This window comes from Sporosarcina sp. NCCP-2331 (assembly GCF_023707945.1).
Taxonomy (GTDB): Bacteria; Bacillota; Bacilli; order Bacillales_A; family Planococcaceae; genus Sporosarcina; species Sporosarcina cascadiensis.
Genome location: NZ_BRCD01000012.1, coordinates 63,660 through 87,000, shown reverse-complemented (window position 1 = coordinate 87,000; position 23,341 = coordinate 63,660). Strand labels below are relative to the sequence as shown.

General features: G+C 44.1%; 26 protein-coding genes. All 26 read right to left on the bottom strand.

What is annotated here, in order from left to right:
* Position 1: 1 nt before the first annotated feature.
* Positions 2–1,183 (bottom strand): chorismate synthase, encoded by a 1,182-nt coding sequence (gene aroC / locus NCCP2331_RS09050; RefSeq protein WP_251670128.1) that lies wholly within the window; start codon positions 1,181–1,183, stop codon positions 2–4.
* A gap of 257 nt (positions 1,184–1,440) precedes the next feature.
* The gene (locus NCCP2331_RS09045) at positions 1,441–2,211 is read right to left on the bottom strand and encodes a CheR family methyltransferase (protein ID WP_153720271.1); all 771 of its coding nucleotides are present in this window, start codon (positions 2,209–2,211) and stop codon (positions 1,441–1,443) included.
* Between the two features lie 116 nt (positions 2,212–2,327).
* Positions 2,328–2,774 (bottom strand): nucleoside-diphosphate kinase, encoded by a 447-nt coding sequence (ndk, locus tag NCCP2331_RS09040; protein ID WP_251670126.1) that lies wholly within the window; start codon positions 2,772–2,774, stop codon positions 2,328–2,330.
* A 91-nt stretch (positions 2,775–2,865) separates the two neighbouring features.
* Positions 2,866–3,840, bottom strand: a complete 975-nt coding sequence (locus NCCP2331_RS09035; RefSeq protein ID WP_251670124.1) for a polyprenyl synthetase family protein — start codon at positions 3,838–3,840, stop codon at positions 2,866–2,868.
* Between the two features lie 27 nt (positions 3,841–3,867).
* The gene (locus NCCP2331_RS09030; RefSeq protein WP_153720274.1) at positions 3,868–4,563 is read right to left on the bottom strand and encodes a demethylmenaquinone methyltransferase; all 696 of its coding nucleotides are present in this window, start codon (positions 4,561–4,563) and stop codon (positions 3,868–3,870) included.
* Between the two features lie 17 nt (positions 4,564–4,580).
* Positions 4,581–5,312 (bottom strand): heptaprenyl diphosphate synthase component 1, encoded by a 732-nt coding sequence (locus NCCP2331_RS09025; protein WP_251670122.1) that lies wholly within the window; start codon positions 5,310–5,312, stop codon positions 4,581–4,583.
* Positions 5,313–5,349: 37 nt separating this feature from the next.
* Complete coding sequence (gene mtrB / locus NCCP2331_RS09020; RefSeq protein WP_085428802.1) at positions 5,350–5,571, bottom strand: trp RNA-binding attenuation protein MtrB; 222 nt, start codon at positions 5,569–5,571, stop codon at positions 5,350–5,352.
* A 65-nt stretch (positions 5,572–5,636) separates the two neighbouring features.
* The gene (folE, locus tag NCCP2331_RS09015) at positions 5,637–6,206 is read right to left on the bottom strand and encodes a GTP cyclohydrolase I FolE (protein ID WP_251670120.1); all 570 of its coding nucleotides are present in this window, start codon (positions 6,204–6,206) and stop codon (positions 5,637–5,639) included.
* Positions 6,207–6,369: 163 nt separating this feature from the next.
* On the bottom strand, positions 6,370–6,642 hold the full coding sequence (locus tag NCCP2331_RS09010; RefSeq protein ID WP_037561579.1) for an HU family DNA-binding protein: 273 nt from the start codon (positions 6,640–6,642) through the stop codon (positions 6,370–6,372).
* Between the two features lie 185 nt (positions 6,643–6,827).
* Positions 6,828–8,306 (bottom strand): stage IV sporulation protein A, encoded by a 1,479-nt coding sequence (gene spoIVA / locus NCCP2331_RS09005; RefSeq protein ID WP_251670117.1) that lies wholly within the window; start codon positions 8,304–8,306, stop codon positions 6,828–6,830.
* Positions 8,307–8,394: 88 nt separating this feature from the next.
* Positions 8,395–9,108: a hypothetical protein gene (locus NCCP2331_RS09000; protein ID WP_153720278.1), complete on the bottom strand. Its 714-nt coding sequence runs from the start codon at positions 9,106–9,108 to the stop codon at positions 8,395–8,397.
* 3 nt (positions 9,109–9,111) lie between these two features.
* Positions 9,112–9,324, bottom strand: coding sequence for a DUF2768 domain-containing protein (locus NCCP2331_RS08995; protein ID WP_376776812.1), 213 nt, complete (start codon positions 9,322–9,324; stop codon positions 9,112–9,114).
* An 11-nt stretch (positions 9,325–9,335) separates the two neighbouring features.
* Positions 9,336–10,358 carry an NAD(P)H-dependent glycerol-3-phosphate dehydrogenase gene (locus NCCP2331_RS08990; protein ID WP_251670114.1) on the bottom strand — a complete coding sequence of 341 codons (1,023 nt, stop codon included), beginning with the start codon at positions 10,356–10,358 and terminating at the stop codon, positions 9,336–9,338.
* 27 nt (positions 10,359–10,385) lie between these two features.
* Positions 10,386–11,696: a ribosome biogenesis GTPase Der gene (gene der, locus NCCP2331_RS08985; protein ID WP_153720281.1), complete on the bottom strand. Its 1,311-nt coding sequence runs from the start codon at positions 11,694–11,696 to the stop codon at positions 10,386–10,388.
* 131 nt (positions 11,697–11,827) lie between these two features.
* Complete coding sequence (gene rpsA / locus NCCP2331_RS08980; RefSeq protein WP_251670112.1) at positions 11,828–12,976, bottom strand: 30S ribosomal protein S1; 1,149 nt, start codon at positions 12,974–12,976, stop codon at positions 11,828–11,830.
* A 146-nt stretch (positions 12,977–13,122) separates the two neighbouring features.
* On the bottom strand, positions 13,123–13,707 hold the full coding sequence (locus NCCP2331_RS08975) for a lysophospholipid acyltransferase family protein (protein ID WP_251670110.1): 585 nt from the start codon (positions 13,705–13,707) through the stop codon (positions 13,123–13,125).
* A complete protein-coding gene (cmk, locus tag NCCP2331_RS08970; RefSeq protein ID WP_251670108.1) occupies positions 13,704–14,381 on the bottom strand; it encodes a (d)CMP kinase in 678 nt (225 codons plus the stop codon). Before cmk ends, NCCP2331_RS08975 begins: the two co-directional genes overlap by 4 nt.
* A 72-nt stretch (positions 14,382–14,453) precedes the next feature.
* On the bottom strand, positions 14,454–15,092 hold the full coding sequence (locus NCCP2331_RS08965) for a flagellar brake protein (RefSeq protein ID WP_153720285.1): 639 nt from the start codon (positions 15,090–15,092) through the stop codon (positions 14,454–14,456).
* 69 nt (positions 15,093–15,161) lie between these two features.
* The gene (locus tag NCCP2331_RS08960) at positions 15,162–16,454 is read right to left on the bottom strand and encodes a PepSY1/2 domain-containing protein (protein ID WP_251670106.1); all 1,293 of its coding nucleotides are present in this window, start codon (positions 16,452–16,454) and stop codon (positions 15,162–15,164) included.
* Between the two features lie 15 nt (positions 16,455–16,469).
* Positions 16,470–17,255: a spore cortex-lytic enzyme gene (gene sleB, locus NCCP2331_RS08955; RefSeq protein ID WP_153720287.1), complete on the bottom strand. Its 786-nt coding sequence runs from the start codon at positions 17,253–17,255 to the stop codon at positions 16,470–16,472.
* Positions 17,256–17,352: 97 nt separating this feature from the next.
* The gene (prsW, locus tag NCCP2331_RS08950) at positions 17,353–18,033 is read right to left on the bottom strand and encodes a glutamic-type intramembrane protease PrsW (protein ID WP_251670103.1); all 681 of its coding nucleotides are present in this window, start codon (positions 18,031–18,033) and stop codon (positions 17,353–17,355) included.
* Positions 18,034–18,133: 100 nt separating this feature from the next.
* A complete protein-coding gene (locus tag NCCP2331_RS08945) occupies positions 18,134–19,096 on the bottom strand; it encodes a YpdA family putative bacillithiol disulfide reductase (RefSeq protein WP_251670101.1) in 963 nt (320 codons plus the stop codon).
* A gap of 28 nt (positions 19,097–19,124) precedes the next feature.
* Entirely contained in the window at positions 19,125–19,889 is a 765-nt protein-coding gene (locus NCCP2331_RS08940) for a metallophosphoesterase (protein ID WP_251670099.1), read from the bottom strand.
* A gap of 113 nt (positions 19,890–20,002) precedes the next feature.
* The gene (locus NCCP2331_RS08935; protein ID WP_251670096.1) at positions 20,003–20,647 is read right to left on the bottom strand and encodes a LysM peptidoglycan-binding domain-containing protein; all 645 of its coding nucleotides are present in this window, start codon (positions 20,645–20,647) and stop codon (positions 20,003–20,005) included.
* Positions 20,648–20,796: 149 nt separating this feature from the next.
* On the bottom strand, positions 20,797–22,233 hold the full coding sequence (locus NCCP2331_RS08930; protein ID WP_251670094.1) for a RecQ family ATP-dependent DNA helicase: 1,437 nt from the start codon (positions 22,231–22,233) through the stop codon (positions 20,797–20,799).
* The gene (locus NCCP2331_RS08925) at positions 22,230–23,264 is read right to left on the bottom strand and encodes a YpbB family protein (protein WP_251670092.1); all 1,035 of its coding nucleotides are present in this window, start codon (positions 23,262–23,264) and stop codon (positions 22,230–22,232) included. The genes NCCP2331_RS08930 and NCCP2331_RS08925 overlap by 4 nt, the downstream gene beginning before the upstream one ends.
* Positions 23,265–23,341 lie beyond the last annotated feature (77 nt).

Here is a 23,341-nt window from a genome sequence, read left to right as displayed (position 1 = left end):
CTTAAAACTCCTTTACATACTGTCTATATTGCTCAATATCTTTTTGAAGACCGTCCATTGTATCGGAACGGAATTCGTCCATAATCGCTTTTGCCATTTCTGTCGCAATGACATGCTCCGCTACAACAGAAGCTGCCGGCACTGCACAAGGGTCAGAGCGCTCAATGGTCGCAACAAATGATTCTTTCGTATCAATGTCGACACTTTCAAGCGGTTTATAGAGCGTAGGGATCGGTTTCATAACTCCACGCACCACAATAGGCATTCCCGTAGTCATTCCGCCTTCCAGGCCGCCTAAACGATTGGACTTGCGGTAATAGCCCAACTCATCATTCCATCCGATTTCGTCATGCACTTCACTGCCCGGCATTTTAGCCATGTCAAACCCAAGACCCACTTCCACACCTTTAAATGCATTGATACTCATCATAGCGCCGGCTAATTTACCGTCCATCTTGCGGTCGAACTGCACATAGCTGCCGATTCCCGGCGGACATCCCTCGATCATTACTTCAACGACACCGCCAAGCGTATCTCCGCGCTTTTTAATAGCATCAATCGCTTCCGTCATTTTAACGGAGGCTTCTTTATCCGCACAGTAAACAGGATCTCCTTCTACGATTTCACGCAGCTCTTCCATAGATAAATTTGCGTAAGCAGCGGGATTCGTTTCAATTCCTCCGATTTCCGTCACATGTGCAACTGTATGGATGCCTAATTGGCTTAAAAACTGCTTCGCCACAGCACCAATCGCTACCCGCATCGTCGTTTCCCGTGCAGATGAACGCTCCAGTACATTTCGCAGATCACGGTGGCCGTATTTCATGCCGCCGACTAAATCCGCATGACCCGGACGGGGTCGGGTAATTTGTCGTTTCACATCTTCAGGATTTACATCTTCTCCGAGCGGTTCTACTCCCATAATGGATGTCCAGTGCTTCCAGTCGTCATTTACAACTGTCAAAGTGACCGGTGAGCCGATTGTCTTGCCATGGCGTACACCTGAGGAAATTTCCACGCGGTCTTTTTCAATTTGCATACGGCGTCCTCTTCCGTGTCCGCCCTGTCTTCTTATTAGTTCTTTGTTAATCATTTCAGCCGTCAATTCCATCTGTGCAGGAAGTCCTTCGATGATGGCTGTTAATTGCGGACCGTGTGATTCTCCAGCTGTGATAAACCGCATGTTCTGTTCCTCCTTCTATATAAGTTGAATTAATAAATAATCATTCTACAAATTACTTAGCACCGTTGATTTCCGTTCCAGGCGGACGCTTTCTGGAGGGCCCGCGGTGAGCCAACTTGGTCGCTTCGCTCCCCTAAGTTGTCTCACCTGTCGGGCTGATCCTCCCAGAGTCGCCGCCTTGCACTCCAATCAACTGAGTAGATAGAACATAGCTTCCCTATGATGAAAAAAGTTTAATTCAACTTATATATATAAGTTTATTTTTTACGGTAGAAAAAAGTATCCATTGATTCAAAACCGTATTTTTCAGGATTGAATATCTGCTCTGTACTGCCGACAAATAACACTCCGCCCGGCTTCAATGCTTTCGAGAAGTTTGAATAAATTTGATCTTTCGCTTCTTCAGTGAAATAAATCATGACATTCCGGCACACGATTAAATCATAATTTATGTCATAACGGTCTTCCAATAGATTATGCTGTTTAAACGTGACGGTTTTTTTGATTTCATCAGACACTTGATAAGACTGTCCTTCTTTGATGAAATATTTAGCGACAACCGATTTCGGTACTTCTTTCAATGAACGTTCGCCATATAATCCGACTTTCGCCCGGTCGATGACACCCAAATCCAAGTCGGTGGCCAGAATGGAAATATCGCGCAGCGGCATGTGTGAGGATAATACCATTGCCAGAGAATACGGCTCCTCGCCTGTTGAGCAGGCTGCACTCCATACCTTCAAACGTTTATTTTGCTGCAAAAGCTCCGGCAAAATCTTTTTCTCCAGCACGTTCCAGCGCACTGCGTTGCGGTAAAATTCTGACACATTAATCGTCATGCGGTCCAAAAATTCATCCAACAGCTCTTGATTGGATTGAATCGCCTGAAAATATTCTTTGAAATCTTTAAATCCCTTTTTCTCATATAAAGAAGTGAGTCTTCGTTTCATCTGGGCTTCTTTATATAATGATAAGTCAATGCCGGTTTTCTTTTTGATTCCTTGAATCAAAATAGAATAATCAGACATTTCAAGTCCCCCCTCTGCTGCCTATCTTTCTATGTACGTTCCTATTATAACGGAAAATGTATAGCGTATGTATAACAAAAACAGCCAGGCGAAATTCGCTCGGCTGTTTTTGGCAATTAGTTAATCCAGCTGTTCACTGTTTTGTCATAAGTCACAAGCTCTTCTTCTTTAAAGAACAAGTTGATCTCGCGGCTTGCTGACTCAGATGAATCTGAACCGTGAATGATATTCTTGCCTACAGTAACAGCGAAGTTTCCACGGATAGTTCCTGGCGCTGATTCTTTTGGATTCGTAGCACCCATCATTAAGCGTGCAGTCGAGATGACGTTTTCGCCTTCCCACACCATTGCGAAAACTGGTCCGGAAGTGATGAACTCTACAAGCTCTCCGAAAAACGGACGCTCTTTGTGCTCACCGTAATGCTGTTCTGCAAGTTCTTGAGAAATGTTCATTAATTTCCCGCCAACTAATTGATACCCTTTGTCTTCAAAACGTCCGACAATTTCACCTATAAGGTTACGTTGTACGCCGTCTGGCTTTACCATTAAAAATGTTCTTTCCATCTGTCAAACACTCCTTCATCTGTCTATCTGGGAAATACCCTTTTAAATCGTACCATTGACGCCTTTTTCTTTCAACTAATAACAAAATCCGTCAGTATTTCCGCTGGCCGATGAAATCTGCAATTTGAATGAGTGCCTTTTTGGACTTGCCGTCCGGCAGCCCTTCAAGTTCTTTCAGCGCTTTCGCCAGATAAAGATCGCTGACGTGCTGCGCTTTTTCAATTGCGCTGCTCTGTCGGATGTACTGCAGCATCTGCTGACGTTCTTCTTCCGGCATATTTCCTGTAAATGCCTGTTCCATGTACGGCTTAAATTCTTCATCGTCTTTTATGTATAAAATCGGCAGCGTAATATGGCCGTTCAATAAATCACTGCCCGCTGGTTTCCCCAGTTGAGAGTCCGTTGAAATGATGTCCAGAATATCGTCAACAATTTGAAAAGCCATGCCTGTAAAGTAGCCGTATCTCCGAAGCTTTCGGACGGTTTCGATGTCAGCATTCGCACTGAGTGCACCCAATTCACAACTGGATGCGAGCAATAACGCGGTCTTGCGTTTGATGCGCTGCAAATAATCCCGCAGATTCTGATCCGTCTGCCGCTGAAAATCAATCTGAATGATTTCCCCTTTACAGATCTCCAGCATGGTTTCGGCTAAAATACCGTGTACTGATTCCTTTTCAATCCCGCCGATAGATGTCAGCGCACGGGAAAAAATGAAATCTCCTGCATACATCGCCACCCGGTTATTCCACTTCGCTTTCACTGTCTCAAGGCCCCGGCGCATGTCTGAGTCATCGATGACATCATCGTGCACCAGCGAAGCCATATGTATCAATTCCAGTGACACGGCCACTTTGGAAGCATTTTTAAGAGAGTAATTGCCAAATTGCGCAGCCAGAATGACAAAGATCGGGCGGATGCGTTTCCCGCCCGCCTTCAACAGATGCAAAGAAGCTTGACGAACAATGGGAGAAGAAGATTGCACGGAGCGCTCAAGTTCTTTTTCAATATAGGCCACATCTTTTCGGAAATCCGTATAAAGTGACATTAACTTAATTTTTTCCAAACCAATTACCTTCTCCCGTGTACTCATTTATTTGAAAGCGATATGGCCAGCTGCCGCACCGCCGCTATAGGACTTGTATGATACCTCATCGAAGCCGGCATCTACAAACAGCTGGGCAAGCTCCTTCATGTCCGGAAAATCATTAGCCGATTCCTGCAGCCAGGAATATTCTTTATAGCTTTTCGCGAAAATTTTACCGAAAAGCGGCATGATGTATTTGAAATATAAACGGAATACTTGGCGATAGACAGGAATCTTCGACTGAGAAGTCTCCAGACAAACTGCCATGCCGCCCGGTTTTAATACTCTGCGCATTTCCTTTAAAACAGTCAAATAATCCGGCACATTCCGCAAACCGAATCCAATCGTCACATAATCGAATGAATGATCTGGGAAAGGAAGGGACATGGCATTTCCCTGTACGAGTGTCAGGTTCGGGTAAGGAGCCACCTTGTCTTTTCCCGATGCAAGCATATTGGCACTGAAATCCAATCCCGTTACTTCCCCTTCAGGTCCTGCTGCCTTAGCCAGTGCCACTGTCCAGTCTGCTGTCCCGCAGCAAACGTCCAGCGCTTTTGCACCCGGCTGCACATTCATACGGAGCATTATATCGTTACGCCATTTGATATGCTGATTGAAACTGATTACAGAATTCATTTTATCATAATCTGTCGAGATTTTTTCAAAGACGTTATGAACTTTCTCTTCTTTTGAAAGTGTCACGAGTTGGTCCCTTCTTTCTACGTCAAGTTGCCTGCGTCAAGTTCAGCCATCCCCAGCAATTGATCAACCAAGGGTTTATGTAAGAAAAAGCTTTGTTTAACCCGATCTGTAAAGTTATCCTGTAATTGCTTGATCCATTGATCTGTATCCAGCGCATTGGGAACTAAATGCGGAAATTTCATGTCCTGCAGATTCATTTCTTTACTGTGGATCAGCCACAGCAGCGGAAACAGCACTTCCGCAATTGCTTTATAGCGTGTGAATCCGAATGTTTCATAGAATTCCATTATACAGGCGCTTTCCACTTCCCCGATTAATTGCAGCCGGTCTTCAGATCGGGCTGGCGGAGATTGCAGCAATGTTGTTTTACATTCATTGATCCGGCCGATTGCGGCAGACAATGAACGGATGAGCTGAAAATTAGGAATAGAAGCCAATAGCTTATAATGAATGCCGCTGAAGTGATCGCCTGCAAGGACCATCAACTGCTGTTCTTTGGAAGAAGCATCTGAGGCATCAATTTGATCATGGACTTCAAACGCTGTATGAATAGCGCCGATTGCCAAAGCAGCTTGATTCATTTCATCTGTCCACTGCTCGCCATTCAATAAAGGCAGCAGAAGCAAGAACGCTTTCTCTCTATCGATCAGGGCATGGCCCGCATCCCGTTCAACAATCGGCTGATAAATCGCTCTCCGCAAATTCTGTATATAATTGTCGATTTGGTCAGTGTATCCTTTTGTCTCCATCAGTAAGCTCCATTCCCATCAGCTGTAAAAGTGCCGGTCATTCTTTTTCTTCACTCGAAACCACTCCGTGTGCTGTATGAATTTCAGCTTCTCCCCGAATTTTGATGGCGGATGTGTGCTCTGTAAACTGAGCGATCATGACTTCTCCCCGATCCAGCTTCTCGGTATGGTGAAACTTCGTATCATTGCCTCTTGTCAGACCAATGACATTCACGCCGTCTTTTTTGGCTTTAATAATTAGATAATCCGGTTGTGTCATGTACGCATCTCCAGTCTCTATATGGTCTTAATGATAGCATATAAATCGGGCGCCCGGCAAAGACCTCAGTTCGTTCGCAGGAGCGATAAAATTTCCGCACGTTTTACGTCATCGTGCTCATAAATCCCTCTCGCTACCGTCGTGATTGTCTTGGAACCGGGTTTCTTGATTCCTCTCATCGTCATGCACATATGTTCTGCCTCAATAATGATATAGACGCCGATCGGATTCAGCATATCCATCATTGCGTCTGCCACAGTCGATGTGATGCGTTCCTGCAGCTGCGGACGGCGTGCAGTCGTTTCGACAGCCCTCGCCAGTTTACTCAATCCTGCAACGACACCATCACGCGGAATATAAGCAACATGCGCCACGCCGAAGAAAGGCACTAAATGATGTTCGCACATGGAATAAAACGGAATATCTTTCACTAATACTACTTCGTCATGATTTTCATGAAAAATGGTTTCGAAATATTCCTTCGGGTCTTTATTTAATCCTTCAAAAACTTCCTGATACATTTTGGCGACACGCTTAGGTGTATCCAGTAAGCCTTCACGCTGTGGATCTTCTCCAATTGCTTCCAAAATCATCGTGACAGCCTGTTCAATTTTATTTACATCCTGCTCATTCATTTCAGCATGTCCTCCTTAGGAACAAAACCTATTTCACCAAAATAGTAGCATATTCCGCACATTCCGTACAGCTAGTCTGCTTCATTATGTAAAAAGAAAGGAGTCCATCCATTCGCATCTGCAGAACAGATTCGCTGGACGGACTCCTATGTAACATCTCTAATTATTTTACTGCGTCTTTCAGTGCTTTACCTGCTTTGAAAGCCGGAACTTTACTAGCAGCGATTTCGATCTCTTCTCCTGATTGCGGATTACGACCTTTGCGGGCAGCACGTTCGCGCACTTCAAAGTTTCCGAAACCAATCAATTGAACTTTATCACCGTTAGCAAGAGTTGATTGAATTGTATCGAATACAGCTTCAACAGCTTTAGTTGCGTCTTTTTTAGTTAGACCTGCCGCTTCTGCCACAGAGTTAATTAATTCTGTTTTATTCACACCGTTCACCTCCTCTCAAAGGGGGATGCTATTGCTGTTAACACTGTAAAAAGAGTAACATAAGAAAAACTGCGGTGCAACAATATTCTCGCGCTTTCCGCTTATAATCAGCATTTCCCCGCTTTTCTTGCCGAAATCAAAGAAAAAAGACCCGATATTGTCCGGATCTTTTCTTTGTACATGTATTAAACGATAAATGTAATCATTCCTTTATTGCCGTCATTCACCATCTGCTCAATCGTTTCCCGCAGTCTTTTTCTGGCATTATCCGGAACTGCAGCGGTCTTAAAACGAATGCTTTCTTTCATCACTTCATGTAGCGGTGTTCCGAAAAGCTGAGTTTCCCATAATGCATCCCGGTCATGCAAGTAGGCATTTTTCAATTCTTTCAGCAAGTGATGACTGTGGAATTCCGATCCGATCAATGGTGAAAATTCCGCTTCCATATCAATCCGTATAATATGCAGTGAAGGAGCTTTTGCTTTCATTCGCACGCCGAAAAATGTATCTTGTTTAATAAGTTCAGGAGGAGTCGGCTGGAAATCTGCGATCGTCGGCAGTGCTACACCATATCCGGTTTGTTTGGCCGTATCGATGGCCTCCGCGTACATATCATAGGATTTCTTTGCCTTGACCGCTTCTTTAATGAATGCCAGCCAGTCTTTCTTGGAACGCATTTCTGTGCCCATAAACTCCTCACATACCGCAATAAAAGCTCTTTCATCCATATCGATATTGACAATGGCCTTGCCTTTACCCGCATCCACTTCCACAACATCCGCCTGGCGCACAAACTCTTCTTCCTGCAGCAATTCCGCAATTTCCTGCACTTTCCTGATCTTCGATACGCCGAGGAAACCATCATTGATTACGTGATCAATCCGTGCATTTAATTTATGTTCATCACCGAGCTCTTCCATCCAGTCCGGACGCTGCAACTCAATGTCCGTGATCGGAAATTCATAAAGCGCTTCTTTGAGGATTAACTGGATTTCCTGGGCGTTCAGCTGATCCGCACTGATGGCGATAACAGGCACACCGTACTTTTCATGCAGCTGCTGTTTAAGGTCAAGCGCCCTCTCATGAGCAGGCATTTTAGAATTCAATACAATGACGAATGGCTTGCCGATTTCCTTCAGCTTCGCAACAATTTCTTGTTCTGCCACTTCCGCAGCTGCTCTCGGTATATTGTTCACCGTGCCGTCAGTCGTCAGCAAAATTCCGATTGTCGAATGGTCTCTTATGACTTTGTCAGTGCCGATCCGTGCAGCTTCTTCAAATGGAATTGGTTCATTATGCCAGGGTGTATGGACATATTTCGGGCCTTCCTCATCTTCATACCCTTTCACCCCGTCGATTACATAACCTACACAGTCTGCCAGACGAACCTGGAATGCCAGCTCGCCGTCTCCAATCGACACACTGGTACCCTGGGCAGGGACGAATTTCGGCTCCGCTGTCATGATCACAGGGCCCGGTGAACTCTGAGGCAATTCATCCTGTGCACGTATCCTGTCGTTTGCGTCTGTCATGTTAGGGATCACGACTTCTTCCATGACGCGTTTAACAAAAGTGGATTTCCCCACACGTACAGGGCCGACCACTCCTATATAAATATCACCGTCTGTTCTTCTGGCTAGGTTTTCATATAATTCTTCTTTCATCTTTCGCCCTCCTTTTTCTCCGCATAGTAGTTTATGAAACAGAAAAACGTTTCATGCATAAAGCACGAAACGTTTAAGAAGTTTCTATTTATCTTTTCATAAATACGGGCTCATTGTCTTCGTTCACTGTGTATGGCAATGAGTATGCCGGAAGGACTTGAGAATTGTCAACAAGCAGATGGCGAATGTCTTCACCTGGTTTCACTTCAGGTTTCTGTTCCATTAGAATTTTGTTCAGATCTATAGAATAATCTACGTAGAAGTTCCCGTCTCCCGCCACAACAATCGGCAGATGGGCGTTGGAATACGGGCTTTCAACCGTCAGCGGCTCCTTGAAACCCATTTTCTTAAAATCAACTTCGTAAACAAATTCCCCAACAGGATCCAGGAAAGGAAGATCGCCGCTGATGAATTTACGTAAGTTCAAATCGCGCAGTTTCTCTGCAATCCGCAAGTCTACTAATTTTACTGTAGGGTTTTCCTCAACATCTGTCAGTACATACTGAAAGATCCCGCCATTTTCAAATGCATTGGAAGGAATCTTTTCTGTGAAATCAGGAACAATCTTTGAAAATTCGATTGGATATTTTATATATTGGTCCGTTTCCAAATCACGTGTTTTAATTGGAAGCAGACCGCCTGACTGTTCCTGATACCGGTCAATTGCTTTCTGAATCGTTTCAATCTGATCCGGATAAGGCGTCTCGCTGGCCTGCTTCTCATCAGGCGGACGTGTCAGACATCCTGAGAGAACCATACTTATGCAGAGCATTACAGCGAGCATAATAATTCTTTTATTCATAGATTACGCTCCTCCCGTCGGCCCATTGAACACTAAATAGACCATCGCAAAGAATGCGGTAATTAATAATATATAGGCTATAATTGCTAACAGGACTTTTACTAGACGATTTTTCAATTTATAGCGGCTTACATAAATCAAGCCCATGGAAATCACCATAAAACCCATTGCATAAAAAGATAGCCACATTTTATCTAACGAGGACAAAACTGTCACCTTCCTACTGTTTAAATACCACCGAAGAACATATCAATTTCCTGTTTCTTACCGCGGCTCATCAATTGATCCACTGCTTCTTTAGGAGGAATCTCTCCAAATAAAATGGAATACAGAGCGGACGTCAGCGGCATAGTCGTGTCAAAGTGCTCCGCCAGCTGATTGGCGGCTTTCGTCGTGCGGACGCCTTCAATCACCATTCCCATTTCATTCGTCACCTTATCTAAAGATTGCCCTTTTCCTAGAAGATTGCCTGCTTTCCAGTTTCGCGAATGGACACTTGTACAGGTAACGACCAAGTCACCAAGTCCCGTCAAACCGGAAAAGGTCTGCTGGTCGGCACCCATGCGGACGCCCAGTCTTGTAATCTCAGCCAGCCCCCGTGTAATGAGCGCTGCTTTCGCATTATCTCCGTAACCGAGGCCGTCTGAAATACCGGCAGCCAGCGCGATGACATTTTTCAGCGCACCGCCTAGCTCCACTCCTATCACATCCGTATTCGTATAGACACGAAAATAATTATTCATGAATGCATCCTGCACCCGCTCGGCCGCTTCCATATTTGACGAAGCGGCAGCCACCGTTGTCGGATGGCGGAGCACTACTTCTTCAGCGTGGCTGGGTCCGGATAAGACGACAACAGCCGAACGCATGGATTCATCTATTTCCTCTTCGATAATTTCAGAAATACGTTTCAGCGAATCCGGTTCAATTCCTTTAGAAACATGAACAAATAATGCAGGCTTCTTCAGTGTTGCCTGAATCTTCCTGCATGTTTCACGCATGGCGACCGTCGGGACAGCGAGCACGATGATGTCCGAATGATTGACTGTCGCAGCCAAGTCACTGGTGGAGGCCAGGTTTTCGGGCAGGGTGGTATTCGGCAAATACTGATGATTCGTATGCTGCCCGTTTATTTCATTGGATTGCTCTTCACGTCTTGTCCATATCAAGCTGTCGTGGCCATTTTCAGCCAGCACGAATGCCAGGGCGGTTCCCCAGCTTCCTGCTCCAACGATAGAAATTTTCTCCATTGGCTCAATCCCTTTCTGCTTTGGAATTTAACTTCTTGCTCTAGTGATCAAGCGAATAGGCGTTCCTTCAAAACCGAACGCTTCACGCAGTCTGTTTTGTAAAAAGCGCTCATACGAGAAGTGCATCAGTGAAGGTTCATTGACAAAGATTACGAATGTCGGCGGCTTTACTGCTACTTGTGTTGCATAATAAATGCGCAGACGTTTTCCTTTATCGGAAGGTGCCGGATTTCTGGCAACTGCATCTTCAATGACTTCATTCAGTACACTGGACTGGATGCGCAATGCATGGTTTTCACTGATCATTTGAATCTGGGAGAACAGAGTATGGACGCGCTGCTTAGTTTTAGCCGAAACAAAGACGATTGGCGCATAATCAAGGAATAAGAAATTATGACGGATATCATCAATAAATTTATTCATCGTTTTATCGTCTTTCTCTAACGCATCCCATTTATTGACGACGAACATAACACCTTTACCCGCTTCTTCGGCATAGCCGGCAACACGCTTATCCTGTTCACGAATACCTTCTTCTGCATTCAGTACGATCAGTACTACATCCGAGCGGTCAATGGCTTTCAGTGCACGAAGAACACTGTATTTCTCCATATTCTCATAGACCTTGCCTTTTTTACGCATTCCGGCAGTGTCGATAATTTTATAAAGCTGACCGTCCACTTCTTTTGTTGAGTCAATTGCATCTGTTGTTGTTCCGGCAATATCACTGACGATTACACGGTCTTCTCCAAGCAGCGCATTAACCAATGAGGATTTCCCGACGTTCGGACGTCCAATAAGGGAGAAACGGATCGTATCTTCGTCCTCTTCCTCCAAATCCATTTCCTTGAAGCTTTCCGCAACCGCATCCAATAAATCTCCAAGACCCAATCCATGGGAACCCGAAATAGGGTACGGTTCTCCAAATCCAAGTGAATAGAAATCATAAATCATTTCTCTCATTTCTGGATTATCGACTTTATTGACCGCCAAGACAATGGGTTTTTTAGTCTTATACAGCATTCTTGCTACTTGCTCATCCGAGTCGGTTACGCCGTCTCTGCCGTTTGTTAAGAAGATAATTACATCTGCTTCTTCGATGGCGATTTCCGCCTGCATGCGAATTTGTTCAATCAGCGGTTCGTTGCTTATATCGATGCCGCCTGTGTCGATCAGATTAAATTCATAGTTCAGCCAGTCTGCTGCACTGTATATACGGTCGCGCGTTACACCCGACACGTCCTCTACGATGGAGATCCGTTCGCCGACGATCCGGTTGAATATAGTCGATTTTCCGACGTTCGGTCTTCCTACGATTGCTACTGTTGGTTTTTTCATTTTAGTTCATTACACCCTTCCGACCTATCTTTGAATATTATACACAAAAAGAATGATGATGCATATGAAAGCATCATCATTCCCGTCCCGCTTATTGTATTAGATGTCGTTTGTTGATCACAACTGCCTGTTTACTCTTTAAACTTCTTCAACTGATCACCGATGACATCCCCGAATGAAAAGCCAGATGTTTCTTCCGGCATTTCGTAGCTGAAATTCTCTTCACCCGGCGCTTCTTCTTTTTCAAGAAGATCTTTGATGCTCAGTGAGATACGTTTTTCTTCCGGGTTGACGTCGAGCACCTTCACTTGAACTGTCTGCCCTTCTTCGAGCACTTCATCCGGTGTGCCGATGTGAGTGTGTGCGATTCTTGAAATGTGTACAAGTCCTTCCACTCCCGGGAAGATCTCGACGAATGCACCATATGCCACCAGACGTTTCACTGTCCCTTCTAGAACGGAACCGATCGGTGCTTTGTCTTCAATGCCTTCCCATGGTCCGGGCAGCGTGTCTTTGATCGACAATGACACCCGCTCTGCGTCACGGTCTACTGAGAGTACCTTGACTTTTATTTTATCGCCTTCTTTCAGGGCGTCGGACACGTTATCAATGTGACCGTGGGAAATTTGCGAAATATGAACAAGTCCGTCCACGCCGCCAATGTCCACAAATGCTCCGAATGAAGCAATTCGCTGCACAGTCCCTTCTATTACGTCGCCGTCCTGTATTTCAGAAAGCACTTCTTCTTTTTTCTTATTATTTTGCTCTTGTACGACAGCACGGTGTGAAAGGATTAAACGGTTCTTTTCCTGATCCATTTCCACAATTTTAAATGTCATTGTACGACCTTTGTAGTCTTCGAATGACTCAACGAAATGATCTTCTACTAAAGAAGCCGGAATAAATCCGCGGACACCCAAGTCTACAACCAAGCCGCCCTTTACTACGTCTTTTACTTCTGTTTCAATAATTTCACCGTTTTCATACTTTTCTTTTAATGAATCCCATGCATTTTCCGCGTCAACCTGGCGCTTGGATAATACATATGCATCATCTTCTACTTTTGTAATCGCCAGCTGCAATTCATCACCGACTTCGACTGCATCCGAAGCTTTTTCAATATGCAAGCTGGAAAGTTCGCTGATCGGGATTACGCCGTCAAATGGTGCGCCTGAAATTTCAACTGTTACAGATTTCTCTTCAACCTTTGTTACTACACCTGTTACATGCTCGCCTTCACGGTATTCTTTAACTTCATCCATATTCATCTCTTCAGTCATATGTAGTCCTCCTCCATAATGAATCTTATCTCTATAGTATTCGAAACTACAGGTAAAAACAAAAAATTACACTTATTCTTTTAATTCCTTTATTGCTTGATGAAACTGTTTTCAAACTTTTTCGGCCGTAACCGATTCTTCTAAAATCATTTATACTGCTCTATCAGCTTGGCAATTTCAAACATGATTGCTTCTGTCACTTCTTCAGCCGAAGCCTTTCTTTCACGGTAGGGAGTCATGTCAAGCGGCTCGCCGTAGACGACTTTTAACTGGGAGAACGCTTTATACGGTCCGATGATCGCACAAGGCACGACTTTCGCGTCGCCGCCTTTTAAAGCAAAGAACCCAGCACCCGCCAGCCCCTTCCCCAGTTCTCCTGTCTTGCTCCGGGTGCCTTCAGGAAACAATCCCACCACTTTCCCGTCACGCAGCAGTTTAATTGTCGTACGGAAAGCTTCCCGGTCGCTCATCCCCCTTTTCACAGGATAGGACTGTACTTTCGGCAAAACGGTTTTCAGGACAGGCTTCTGGAATAACTCTTCTTTCGCCATGAAATGAACGGTTCTCGGACAAGTAATCCCGACAATCGGCGGATCCAGATTATCAATATGATTTGTGCACAGCAGCACGCCGCCTTCTTTAGGGAAATTCTCTTTGCCAATCACTTTTATTCGATAGAGGGGATAACAGACTGTGCTGATTAAAAACTTGCCTAAAGGATACAAATTCATCTTGCCAACCTCATTTCGGCATATTCCACAATCATATTCGTTACCTGTTCTATTGTTTTCCCTGTTGTATCAATTATAATCGCATCTTCTGCTTTTTTTAACGGAGAAATTTCTCTTTCGCTGTCCGCCTTGTCTCTTTCCGTGATTTCACGCTTCAAAGTTACATAATCACTTTTCATTCCGCGAAGCTGTTCTTCTAGTAAACGTCTTTGCGCACGTTCTTCCACAGAAGCAGTCATAAAAATCTTCAATTCGGCGTCAGGCAGTACAGTTGTGCCAATGTCGCGGCCGTCCATTACAACCGAACGCTCTTCCGCAAGATTCTGCTGTTTCTTCATCAGCAGCTGGCGAACGGATGTAAGCGCTGCAATCGCAGATACTTGAGAAGTCACTTCATGTGAGCGAATGGCTTCCGACACTTCTGCACCGTCCAATAAAACTCTTTGGGCTTCATTTCCCTGTTCCAGTTCAATCTGAGTCCGGCTGATTAATTTTTCCACTTCTTCTTCATTACAGGGATCCACGGCGTTTTGAAGCACTTTATAAGTGATCGCCCGGTACATCGCACCTGTATCGATATATGTGTAACCTAATTTTTTTGCTACTAATTTGGCAATCGTGCTTTTCCCTGCAGCTGCAGGTCCGTCGATTGCAATTCTCATTTCACGCGTCATGCCTACCCCTCCATTTTCGCTATTATTGTACCATAAGCAAAAAGGAAAAGTCTGTTGAAGATAGACTTTTCCTTAGGAATTCCGCAGCTGCAGCTGGCGCTCAAAGCAGTAGCGTATAATATGCTGACGGTCTTTTTCATCAATTTCTTCAAACTGTAAAGAAGTTAAGCGACGATTATCCTGTTCCCAGTTCCGAACAACTTTTGCTTTACAGGAGATATATTTGATCTCCGTCTTCGAAAAATGAAGCACGATCAGAAGATCCAATTCTTCCTGCGGATTAAAAAACTCATGGTTTTTCATATTGACCGCTAAACCGCCTGCGCTCAAATCAGATGATACCAGTTGCAGCGATTCTGAATCCGCCTGTACAGACACATCCAGTGAAGTGTCTACACGGACGAACTCTCTTCGCTGGATTTTGACCAGTTCTTTATCACCCGGGTATTTAACCTTCAGCATAGGAATGGTTTTATTCATTCTGCTGTGGACTTCTGTGCGAAAAGCATAAGACATTTTGTAATCATCAACGAAAGTGATGACCAGCTGTGTCCCGTCAATAAAGAAAGCAGTTTTGCCTGTTTCCATACTGATTGGATAGTCCATCATGAAATGTTCTCCATCTATATCCACTACACGGCATTTAAACTTTTCCGATTCCTCTGTGTAATCTTTTTCAATCGTCAACACCGTACCAATTGTGAGCTTCATTTCTCCACCTGCCAATATTACTATTTAATCCTATTATGTCATGCGGAGAAGTTTTTTCCAATCTATTTTTTATTGTTTTTCTGTTTTAATCACTTCTAATGTGTCCGTATCGATCACAATTTTGTATGTCTCTGGATTTTCATCGTTCGAAACTACTGTCAGGTAATGGGCCAAACGTTGCTGCAGCTGCATATTTTCTACATATGCCAGTTCTTCTTCCATCACTTTTACTCCGGGACGGAAAAACTCCTGCCAATTCACCGGTCTGATCGGCTGAGGTTTCAGCTGTTCTGCGCGAATATATTCTGATGTATTCACCCCTAATACTTCGCCAGTATCTTTCGCCATTTTGATATGAATAGGATCGGAAAATACTTTTGCCTGATTCACCGGATCTTTTCTGACAAACACAAAGTGCCAGGCTGTGTCATTTTCTCTTGCTTCTTCAAAGACCACATCACGGTACTCTGCCTGATGCAGAAAATCGGCTGCCAATTTCTTCAATTCCTCATATTCCTTTGTCGGCTCACCCATCCGGCGTTCAATTAGATAGGACAGAATATGACCGCCCTTCTGTGTGATATCAATATAGCCGATCGAGGAATTTTCAGCAAATCGGATATGGTAAAACGGGTATGGCGATCCCTTCCTGCTTTTTTCTGCTGCAATAATATCATTGGAAACGCCGGGAAGCAGCTTTTTAAACAATCGTATTGCTTCTTCCTCCGTTATTTTAGCGTCTTTAATATTTTGAAGCTCCTTCTTCTTTTGCGCATCCGTTTCACTTGCCGTCAAAGGAAATACCGCTTCGCCGTATTGCTTAATTGACTGCCCCAGCTGATGCCAATCCTCTGAATGTTCTTTTGCTGCTCCTAATTTTTGTTCCCAGTTTACCATGTTCATTTGTCCGGAGAGTAAATCCGATGTCGCAGACTGCCATTCAGCCGACAATTCATTTAAGTTTTCCGAAGCACGCTGAATCACCGCATAATATTCATCTGGATTTCCTTCCTCCGTTGACTCTTTCGCAAAGTTCCCCAATCTTCCCAGGTAGTTCATCCAGGCTGTAGAAAAGCTTTCGTTCACGGGAAGAGAACCGATGGAATTTTTAATATCTGATGAAAGTCGCCAAATATTCTCTCTTTCCTTAGATGTGCTTTTTTGATCTTCAAAAAGCATCGATTTCTTAACGGCTTCCTCCAACTCACCCAATTTTTCCGAGGCATCCGAGATACTCTTGGAATACTGCGTGTTCAGTGCAATTGACAGCTGTTCGCTCTCCTGCGCTTTTCCAAAAGCATAAACTCCTAATACGATAAATGCATAACTTAAAATAAATATCATTCGTTTCATCTCGAGCATTTTCCCTCCTTTCTATTAATGACAGAAGATGTGCAGCCCGATTTTTTTAATCTGCGGACGTGACCAGATCCACTTGCTTGTTGCGGTAATTGGATTGAAATAATAAATGGCGTTTTCAGAAGGATCCCATCCGTTTATCGCGTCAATTACCGCTTCCTTTGCACGTTCATTCGGAGTCAGCCAGATCTGTCCGTCTGCCACTGCGGTAAACGCACCGGGTTGGAACACCACCCCGCCGATAGTATCGGGGAAATCAGGATGTTCGACACGGTTTAAAATGACAGCTGCAACCGCCACTTGCCCTTCATACGGCTCACCGCGCGATTCCCCATACACAGCATTTGCCAATAAATTGATATCCTGATTAGAATATTTCGCAGGGGCCTGCATTTGTTTTTGCGGCTTGCTTCCCGATTTCACTTGAGAGGCCAAAGGCTGGCCTCCATAGTAGGTAAACTGATTGCCTTTAGCAATTTGACCTTTCACATACTTCTCGTCATAATCCGAAATTCCCTGCAGCTTCTTTTTCGCACTTTTACCTGCAATCCCGTCTACAGGCAGACCATATTGCTCTTGGAAATTCCGCAGCGCCCAATACGTACCGTAGCCGAAATTCCCATCAATCTCTCCGTGGTAGAATCCGATATATTGAAGTCTTGCCTGCAACTCGATAACATCATCACCTTTTGCACCTTTCGCTAAATCACGTCCGCTGAATGCTGAAGTCTGATTAACGAAAAAAGAGCAAATCATGACACTTGCCATTACAAGAAAAAGGAAGCGTGTAGCCGCTCGCTTCATGTAACATCCTCCTCCAAATTAATGTGCTTTTTTCTAGTTTGTCCTAATTATCTTTTTTTATTAAAGAAATAAAAAAAACCGCCACTCTGGACGGATTTCATCTTGTTTCTTTAGTTTTTTTTCTAAATTGCTGCATGGCAAATGTATGTGCGTACTTAACACGGGTCAGGCCGAACCACCAGAGGAACAGCATGAATGGGATCATTAAATACAGCCAATAATCGTATAAGAATAAGATTGCATTATAAAGTGAGTGCAAAGTGAAAGGCGCTAAGAATGCAATCCAGATCCATCTGCCCTTTTCTTCTGTTTCAGAAAATTTAGCTTTACCGAAATAATAGCCCATGACCACGCCAAACAGCGCGTGACTCGATACAGGCAGCAAAGCCCGGATAAATGCTGTATCCAATCCGAATGATAGCAAATATAATATGTTTTCGACGGTGGCGAAACCAAGTGAGACACTGGCCCCATATAAAATTCCATCATACGCATCTTCGAATTCAACCGTTTTATAAACAAGTATAAAGATAACGATCCACTTAAAAAACTCTTCTAAACTGCTGGTAAATAATGCATTGCGTAAAAATTCATTATTAAAAACATGTTCTTCTTCAAAAACATGCTGGATAAACAAAATCGGGAAGGTCATGATTGCACCGTAAATAAACGCGTTGAACAATGTGCGTGAGGGCTCTTTTGCAATTTGCTTGCGCAAGTACAGATAACTAAAAAGTGCCAGCCCCGGTGCAATCGCAACAGTGAGTAAAATAAACATAGGCGCCTCCTCATGACGCTAGTGTATCATAAATCTTCCAAACAAAACCCTTCATAATAAGAAAAACCGCCGGACAATTTAATGTCTGACGGCTGAGGTTTCAATTCTTCTGTTTAATTGCCTGTGCAATCATTCCACCGTGATGACGCCCATTCTCGATAAAGATTTCATTGGCATCATTTCCTGCTGCGATGACACCTGCAATAAAGAGGTTTTCCATATTTGTCTCCATCGTCAATTCATTGAAGACAGGACGTCCAGATTCTTCATCTACCTGGATTCCGATTTTACGGAGGAACGCATGATCAGGATGATAGCCGATCATAGCAAAGACATAGTCGCTCGGCAAATCAAAACTCTTTCCCTGCTGATTGACCGTAACGGCGTTTTCCGTAATCTCGGTCACACATGCATCAAAATACATTTGAATTTGACCATGGCGCACCAGACTGTCGAACCCTGGCAGTATCCAGGGTTTAATGCTCGCAGAATAACTTTCTTTTCGATAGACCACCGATACATGCGCACCTGCACGCTGAAGTTCAAGCGCTGCATCTATGGCCGAGTTTTTTCCGCCGATCACTGTAATATGTTTATTAAAATAAGGATGAGCTTCTTTAAAATAGTGGTACACGTGAGGCAGCTCTTCTCCTTTTACATTCAATCTGTTCGGCTGGTCATAGTAACCAGTCGCAATCACCACGTATTTTGCGTTATAGACCGCTTTATCCGTCTTCACAATATATCTCTCGCCTTGCCTTTGCACATCTTCCGCCCGTTCATGGCTGTTAATCTGTAAATTCTCCAACTGAGCAACCGTGCGGTAATACACCAGTGCATCATTGCGTTTAGGTTTATCGATTGCTGTAATAAAAGGGATATCCCCGATTGACAGTTTACTGCTGGAACTGAAGAAAGTTTGGTGGGTAGGGTAGTTGTATAGGGAATGAACAATATTTCCCTTTTCAATAACTACTGCCGATAAACCGATCTTCTGCACTTCAATCGCAGCTGACAGCCCGCACGGCCCTCCGCCGATAATTAATACGTCCACAGAATTCATGACATCTACACTCCTTAATTCTTCCCTTCTAGTAATGTATTTTCACTAGATGGCATTCAGGTTTCGCACCGAACCTCAGTGGCACCATGGTCGTGCCGAAACCGTTGCTTATTAATTTAGCCCCATTGGCTGTTTTCTCGTAACGTCCGAGGTCTTGCAGTCCCCACTTGCCCAGCCGGATCTGCCCGCCATGCGTATGACCGGCAAGCATCAGGTCGGGTTTTAATCTATCTTCTACTTTTCTAAATAATGAAGGATTATGAACCGCCAGAATCAGGTGTTCATAGCCGACAGCTGATTCGATTGCTTTCTCTGCATCCACCGTGCCGTTTGACGGGTCTTCCATTCCGCAAATTCCCCAAGATGAATGACCCGGGATTCGGGCGCTGCTGTCAACGAGCGTTACGCCCTGTACTTCCCTGATAATCTGCAGCAGTTGCTCCGTTCCAATTTCCTGATCGTTATTTCCGAATATATAATAGAGCGGACCAATTGACGAAAGCTGCCGCATATTATGTTTCACTCTTTTGAGAGGAACGCCTTTTTCCGCCACATCACCGCCTGCGATCACCGCATCGACTCCGGAGATCTGCAATTTCTGAATGAGCCTCATCGGAATCCGCCGTCTGTGGATATCAGATATAAAAAAGATCGATAGCTGTTTAGAAGCATCTTCTTTTACTGTAAGAGTATGCTTCATTAACCGGTTCCGATGGGCTAATGTATACATATAAACCAGCAAACCGACTCCAGATAAAAACGTGGTGAATAACGCTTTTCCTATACCTTTCATTACACAGCTCCCATAGAAAAAAGCAAAGCTTGCACTTTGCTTTTAGTGTTTGTGAAAAATCATTATTATCATATCAAGATTTTGACGAAAAACATAAAATGATGCTTAGCTGATTATGGCAGAACCAATGTCTGTCCTACATGGATTTCATTTGAAGATAATCCATTGGCCTGCTGAATCTTTTGCACATGAGAACCGTCGCCGTAGTAATTGACCGAAATACGATACAGTGTTTCATTTGATTTAACAACATGAGACTTTGCGCTTTGCACTGGTTTTTGTACTGGCTTCTCAACTGGTTTCGGTTCAGGTTTTGGTTCGGGTTTCTGAACCGGTTTTTGTGCAGGCTGCTTTTGACCCGGCTCTTTTTTTGGTGGATCCGCCGGCTTTTCGGCAGGTTTCTTCTGCTGTTCTACAGGCTTTTCAGGATTGACGACGACCGCAGGCTTTTTTGTATCATCTGCTTTAGGTTCGTCTTCTTTCACTGCCGTATTACTGCTGATCGATACCTTAGCTTTTTCTACCGGGACTTGATTCGGCACGGATGGTGAATAAAGATCGGATAAAACATATATTAAAATTACGATTGGAATTAATGTGAACACAGCCAAAATGATGTTGATCAGTTTTGTTCGATTTTTTTTCTCCTTCTTTTTCGACTGATGAACTTCAGTCCGGGAAGGAATTTCTTTAGACTCTTCTACTATAATCTCTTTGCGATGCTGCTCAAAGTCTTCTTCGTATTGATTTTTTTTCATATGCAACTTCTCCTTCACACCTCATAATACCCTTTTTCATTATGGGATGTAATTCATTTCTTAAACTCTCAAGAAACAGACACGATTCGAATGTATACTTACTACCATTATGCCGAATTTTGTCGGAAAAGTAAATAAGGACAGATGCCTTAGCCAAGTAACTGCTGAAGTCGTTCCCGCCAGTTTAATTCGCTCAAATGTTTATCTGTGACATTCGTTTGCATAAGCCAGCTGTCGTCAGGTTCTGCGCATAGCGAACAACACTCATCTGCTGTGTTAACAGGTTTTTCACCAAAATAACTGAGCAGCTGTTTTCGCAGACAGCCATCACTTTTTACATACTTCTGCATCTCGCTGATCTGCCGTTCTTTGACCTGAATGATATCTCGCATTTGCTGAATAACATGATGTACATCAAATTGTTCAAAATAGTAGTCCAGCAGACGGGCAGCTACTTCACTCAGTCCTGCCCGTTCGGCTGCAAGCTTTACCGATTCACCTGTCTGCACAAGTGTATGATAATAACGAATTTGCTGTTCGTCCGGCAGATCTTCATAGATAATGAACTTCAATTTTTCAATATCCCGTTCACTGTACAGCAATGTAGCTGCCGCTTTCTTTCCGTCCCTGCCTGCTCTTCCCACTTCTTGAATATAAGCTGACGGTGTAGCAGGCAGGTGTTCGTGGATAATTTGCCGGATATCATCTTTGTGAATCCCCATTCCAAATGCATTTGTTGCACAAATCCAATCCAGTTCTCCCTGAACAAATTGCTCTTGGATGATTGAACGTTCATCCTGCTCCTTGCCGCCGTGGTAACTGGCCGTCCGGATATTATTCTCTCTTATGATGGCAGATAGTTCATCCGCCCGTTTCCTTGAGGCGACATAGATAATGCCGGGTCCCCTGGTAGAAGAAAGTCTCTCAATGATCCAATCGGTTTTTGCTCTTTGGTTTTCTAAATGCAGAACCCGGTAAGAAATAGCCGGACGGTCTATCGGCAGCCTTTCGATATGCGGATGCTGTAAATTCAAATAAGAAGAGATATCTGAAATTACTTGATCATTGGCTGTCGCGGTCAATGCCAGAATAGGCGCTCTGTGTTCTGTAGAAAAGAAATCCTTCATCCGTAAGTAGTCGGGACGGAAATCAAAACCCCATTCTGATATACAATGTGCTTCATCAACGACAAAGAAGGCGACTTTCAGTTGCTCGATCAGCTGCTGCACATGGGACTGCATCAACATTTCAGGTGAAAGGAAAATGAACTTATAGCGGTGCAGTGTACTGAGCGCCAAATCCTTCTCCTGTCTGGATAAAAATGAATTAATGGCCACCACACGTTTTTCTTTGGTTTTACGCAAGATTGCTACCTGGTCTTCCATCAGCGCAACAAGGGGCGACACAATAATGACGGCGCCTTCCATTACGTATGCGGGCAGCTGATAGCACAGGGACTTTCCCATTCCTGTTGGAAAAATTGCAGCCGTATCTCTGCCTTCTAAGATATGACGGATCACTTCTTCCTGTCCGGGTCGAAATGATGAATAGCCGAATTTGTCATGAAGTACCTGCTGTAGATTCACTTGTCCTCCACCCGCCTTCCATGCATGATGATCAGCCTCAGCTCAAAATAAGATAACTCCGGAGACTGTTCCTTCAGCAGGCGCAGCCGCTTCGTCTGCAGCCGGTCTATGTGCTGCCAGACCTTTTCAATCTGTTCTTCCGAAATAAACCGGGCAAATGGAAAATGCAGGCTGTTTGCCGCCATTTCAATCATATGATCTTCAATGGTACTCAGTTTCAACTGACGGAGCGAAGCAATCTGCTCTATTGAAAAGCCTTGCTGGAATAACTTCCTTGAACGTTCTGCGGACTGTGTCAAATAAATCTCCACCCTGCAGCCGGCCGAAAGAGTTGTTAGCAGAGGCAATTCTTCAGACCGACCTATGAAATCAAGGGCTTTATGAAGACTTTCCAAAAAATACAGCTGAATGGTTTCAACAGGAAGTTCCAGTACTTCCGCCAATTGATCCCAAGTAAATGCCGTCTTCTGATGACCAGTCAGGCGGTACATAAGTATCGTACACTGAACTTCGCTGAATGTTGCTTCATTCAGCAATAACTCAAATTCCTGCCGCAAAGAATCCGCTAATCGAGTCGTCTGTCGATGACTGCGAATGAATTCTTTAACGAATTGCTGGATATGTAATTCGTTTTGAATGGGGGTAAACATCGTTTCACCTGATCGAAGCTGCGAAAGTGTTTGAACCGTCAGGGCAAGCCGCTTCATGAATTCCCTCTCTTTGCCCCGGTATTCCCAGCCGTTGAAATGCCATTCTTCATTCGGCAGCTGATTGTGTCCTTTTGCTGTCACAAATACAACCTGTTCTTCCGTATGTATTAGGCCCTCTTCCATCATCCGCTCAATCAATTGTTGAAAATCTGCGGCTGAGAGAGCAGGAAACAGAGCATAAAAAGGTTTCAGCTGATAGTTTTCTACGTCTTGCAATGTCTGGCCTGACCGTTTGCCGCGCAGAATATGATAGACACCGGAGGCCGAACGTTCGCCGTGCAGGTGCTGGAACATCGTTAATAAGATCGAAACAAAATTCAATTGCACTCCCTCCACAAGAAATAAAGTTTTATTGTTGAAAAGTGATGAAAACAGCTTTAGAATAGAGTAGATACAAA

Bases quoted from the DNA above. Each gene is read 5' to 3' on its own strand.
- aroC (WP_251670128.1), bottom strand. From the start codon at position 1,183: ATGCGGTTTATCACAGCTGGAGAATCACACGGTCCGCAATTAACAGCC.
- NCCP2331_RS09045 (WP_153720271.1), bottom strand. From the start codon at position 2,211: ATGTCTGATTATTCTATTTTGATTCAAGGAATCAAAAAGAAAACCGGC.
- ndk (WP_251670126.1), bottom strand. From the start codon at position 2,774: ATGGAAAGAACATTTTTAATGGTAAAGCCAGACGGCGTACAACGTAAC.
- NCCP2331_RS09025 (WP_251670122.1), bottom strand. From the start codon at position 5,312: ATGGAGACAAAAGGATACACTGACCAAATCGACAATTATATACAGAAT.
- mtrB (WP_085428802.1), bottom strand. From the start codon at position 5,571: ATGACACAACCGGATTATCTAATTATTAAAGCCAAAAAAGACGGCGTG.
- folE (WP_251670120.1), bottom strand. From the start codon at position 6,206: ATGAATGAGCAGGATGTAAATAAAATTGAACAGGCTGTCACGATGATT.
- spoIVA (WP_251670117.1), bottom strand. From the start codon at position 8,306: ATGAAAGAAGAATTATATGAAAACCTAGCCAGAAGAACAGACGGTGAT.
- NCCP2331_RS09000 (WP_153720278.1), bottom strand. From the start codon at position 9,108: ATGAATAAAAGAATTATTATGCTCGCTGTAATGCTCTGCATAAGTATG.
- NCCP2331_RS08990 (WP_251670114.1), bottom strand. From the start codon at position 10,358: ATGGAGAAAATTTCTATCGTTGGAGCAGGAAGCTGGGGAACCGCCCTG.
- der (WP_153720281.1), bottom strand. From the start codon at position 11,696: ATGAAAAAACCAACAGTAGCAATCGTAGGAAGACCGAACGTCGGAAAA.
- rpsA (WP_251670112.1), bottom strand. From the start codon at position 12,976: ATGACTGAAGAGATGAATATGGATGAAGTTAAAGAATACCGTGAAGGC.
- NCCP2331_RS08975 (WP_251670110.1), bottom strand. From the start codon at position 13,707: ATGAATTTGTATCCTTTAGGCAAGTTTTTAATCAGCACAGTCTGTTAT.
- cmk (WP_251670108.1), bottom strand. From the start codon at position 14,381: ATGACGCGTGAAATGAGAATTGCAATCGACGGACCTGCAGCTGCAGGG.
- NCCP2331_RS08965 (WP_153720285.1), bottom strand. From the start codon at position 15,092: ATGAAGCTCACAATTGGTACGGTGTTGACGATTGAAAAAGATTACACA.
- NCCP2331_RS08960 (WP_251670106.1), bottom strand. From the start codon at position 16,454: ATGCTCGAGATGAAACGAATGATATTTATTTTAAGTTATGCATTTATC.
- sleB (WP_153720287.1), bottom strand. From the start codon at position 17,255: ATGAAGCGAGCGGCTACACGCTTCCTTTTTCTTGTAATGGCAAGTGTC.
- prsW (WP_251670103.1), bottom strand. From the start codon at position 18,033: ATGTTTATTTTACTCACTGTTGCGATTGCACCGGGGCTGGCACTTTTT.
- NCCP2331_RS08945 (WP_251670101.1), bottom strand. From the start codon at position 19,096: ATGAATTCTGTGGACGTATTAATTATCGGCGGAGGGCCGTGCGGGCTG.
- NCCP2331_RS08940 (WP_251670099.1), bottom strand. From the start codon at position 19,889: ATGAAAGGTATAGGAAAAGCGTTATTCACCACGTTTTTATCTGGAGTC.
- NCCP2331_RS08935 (WP_251670096.1), bottom strand. From the start codon at position 20,647: ATGAAAAAAAATCAATACGAAGAAGACTTTGAGCAGCATCGCAAAGAG.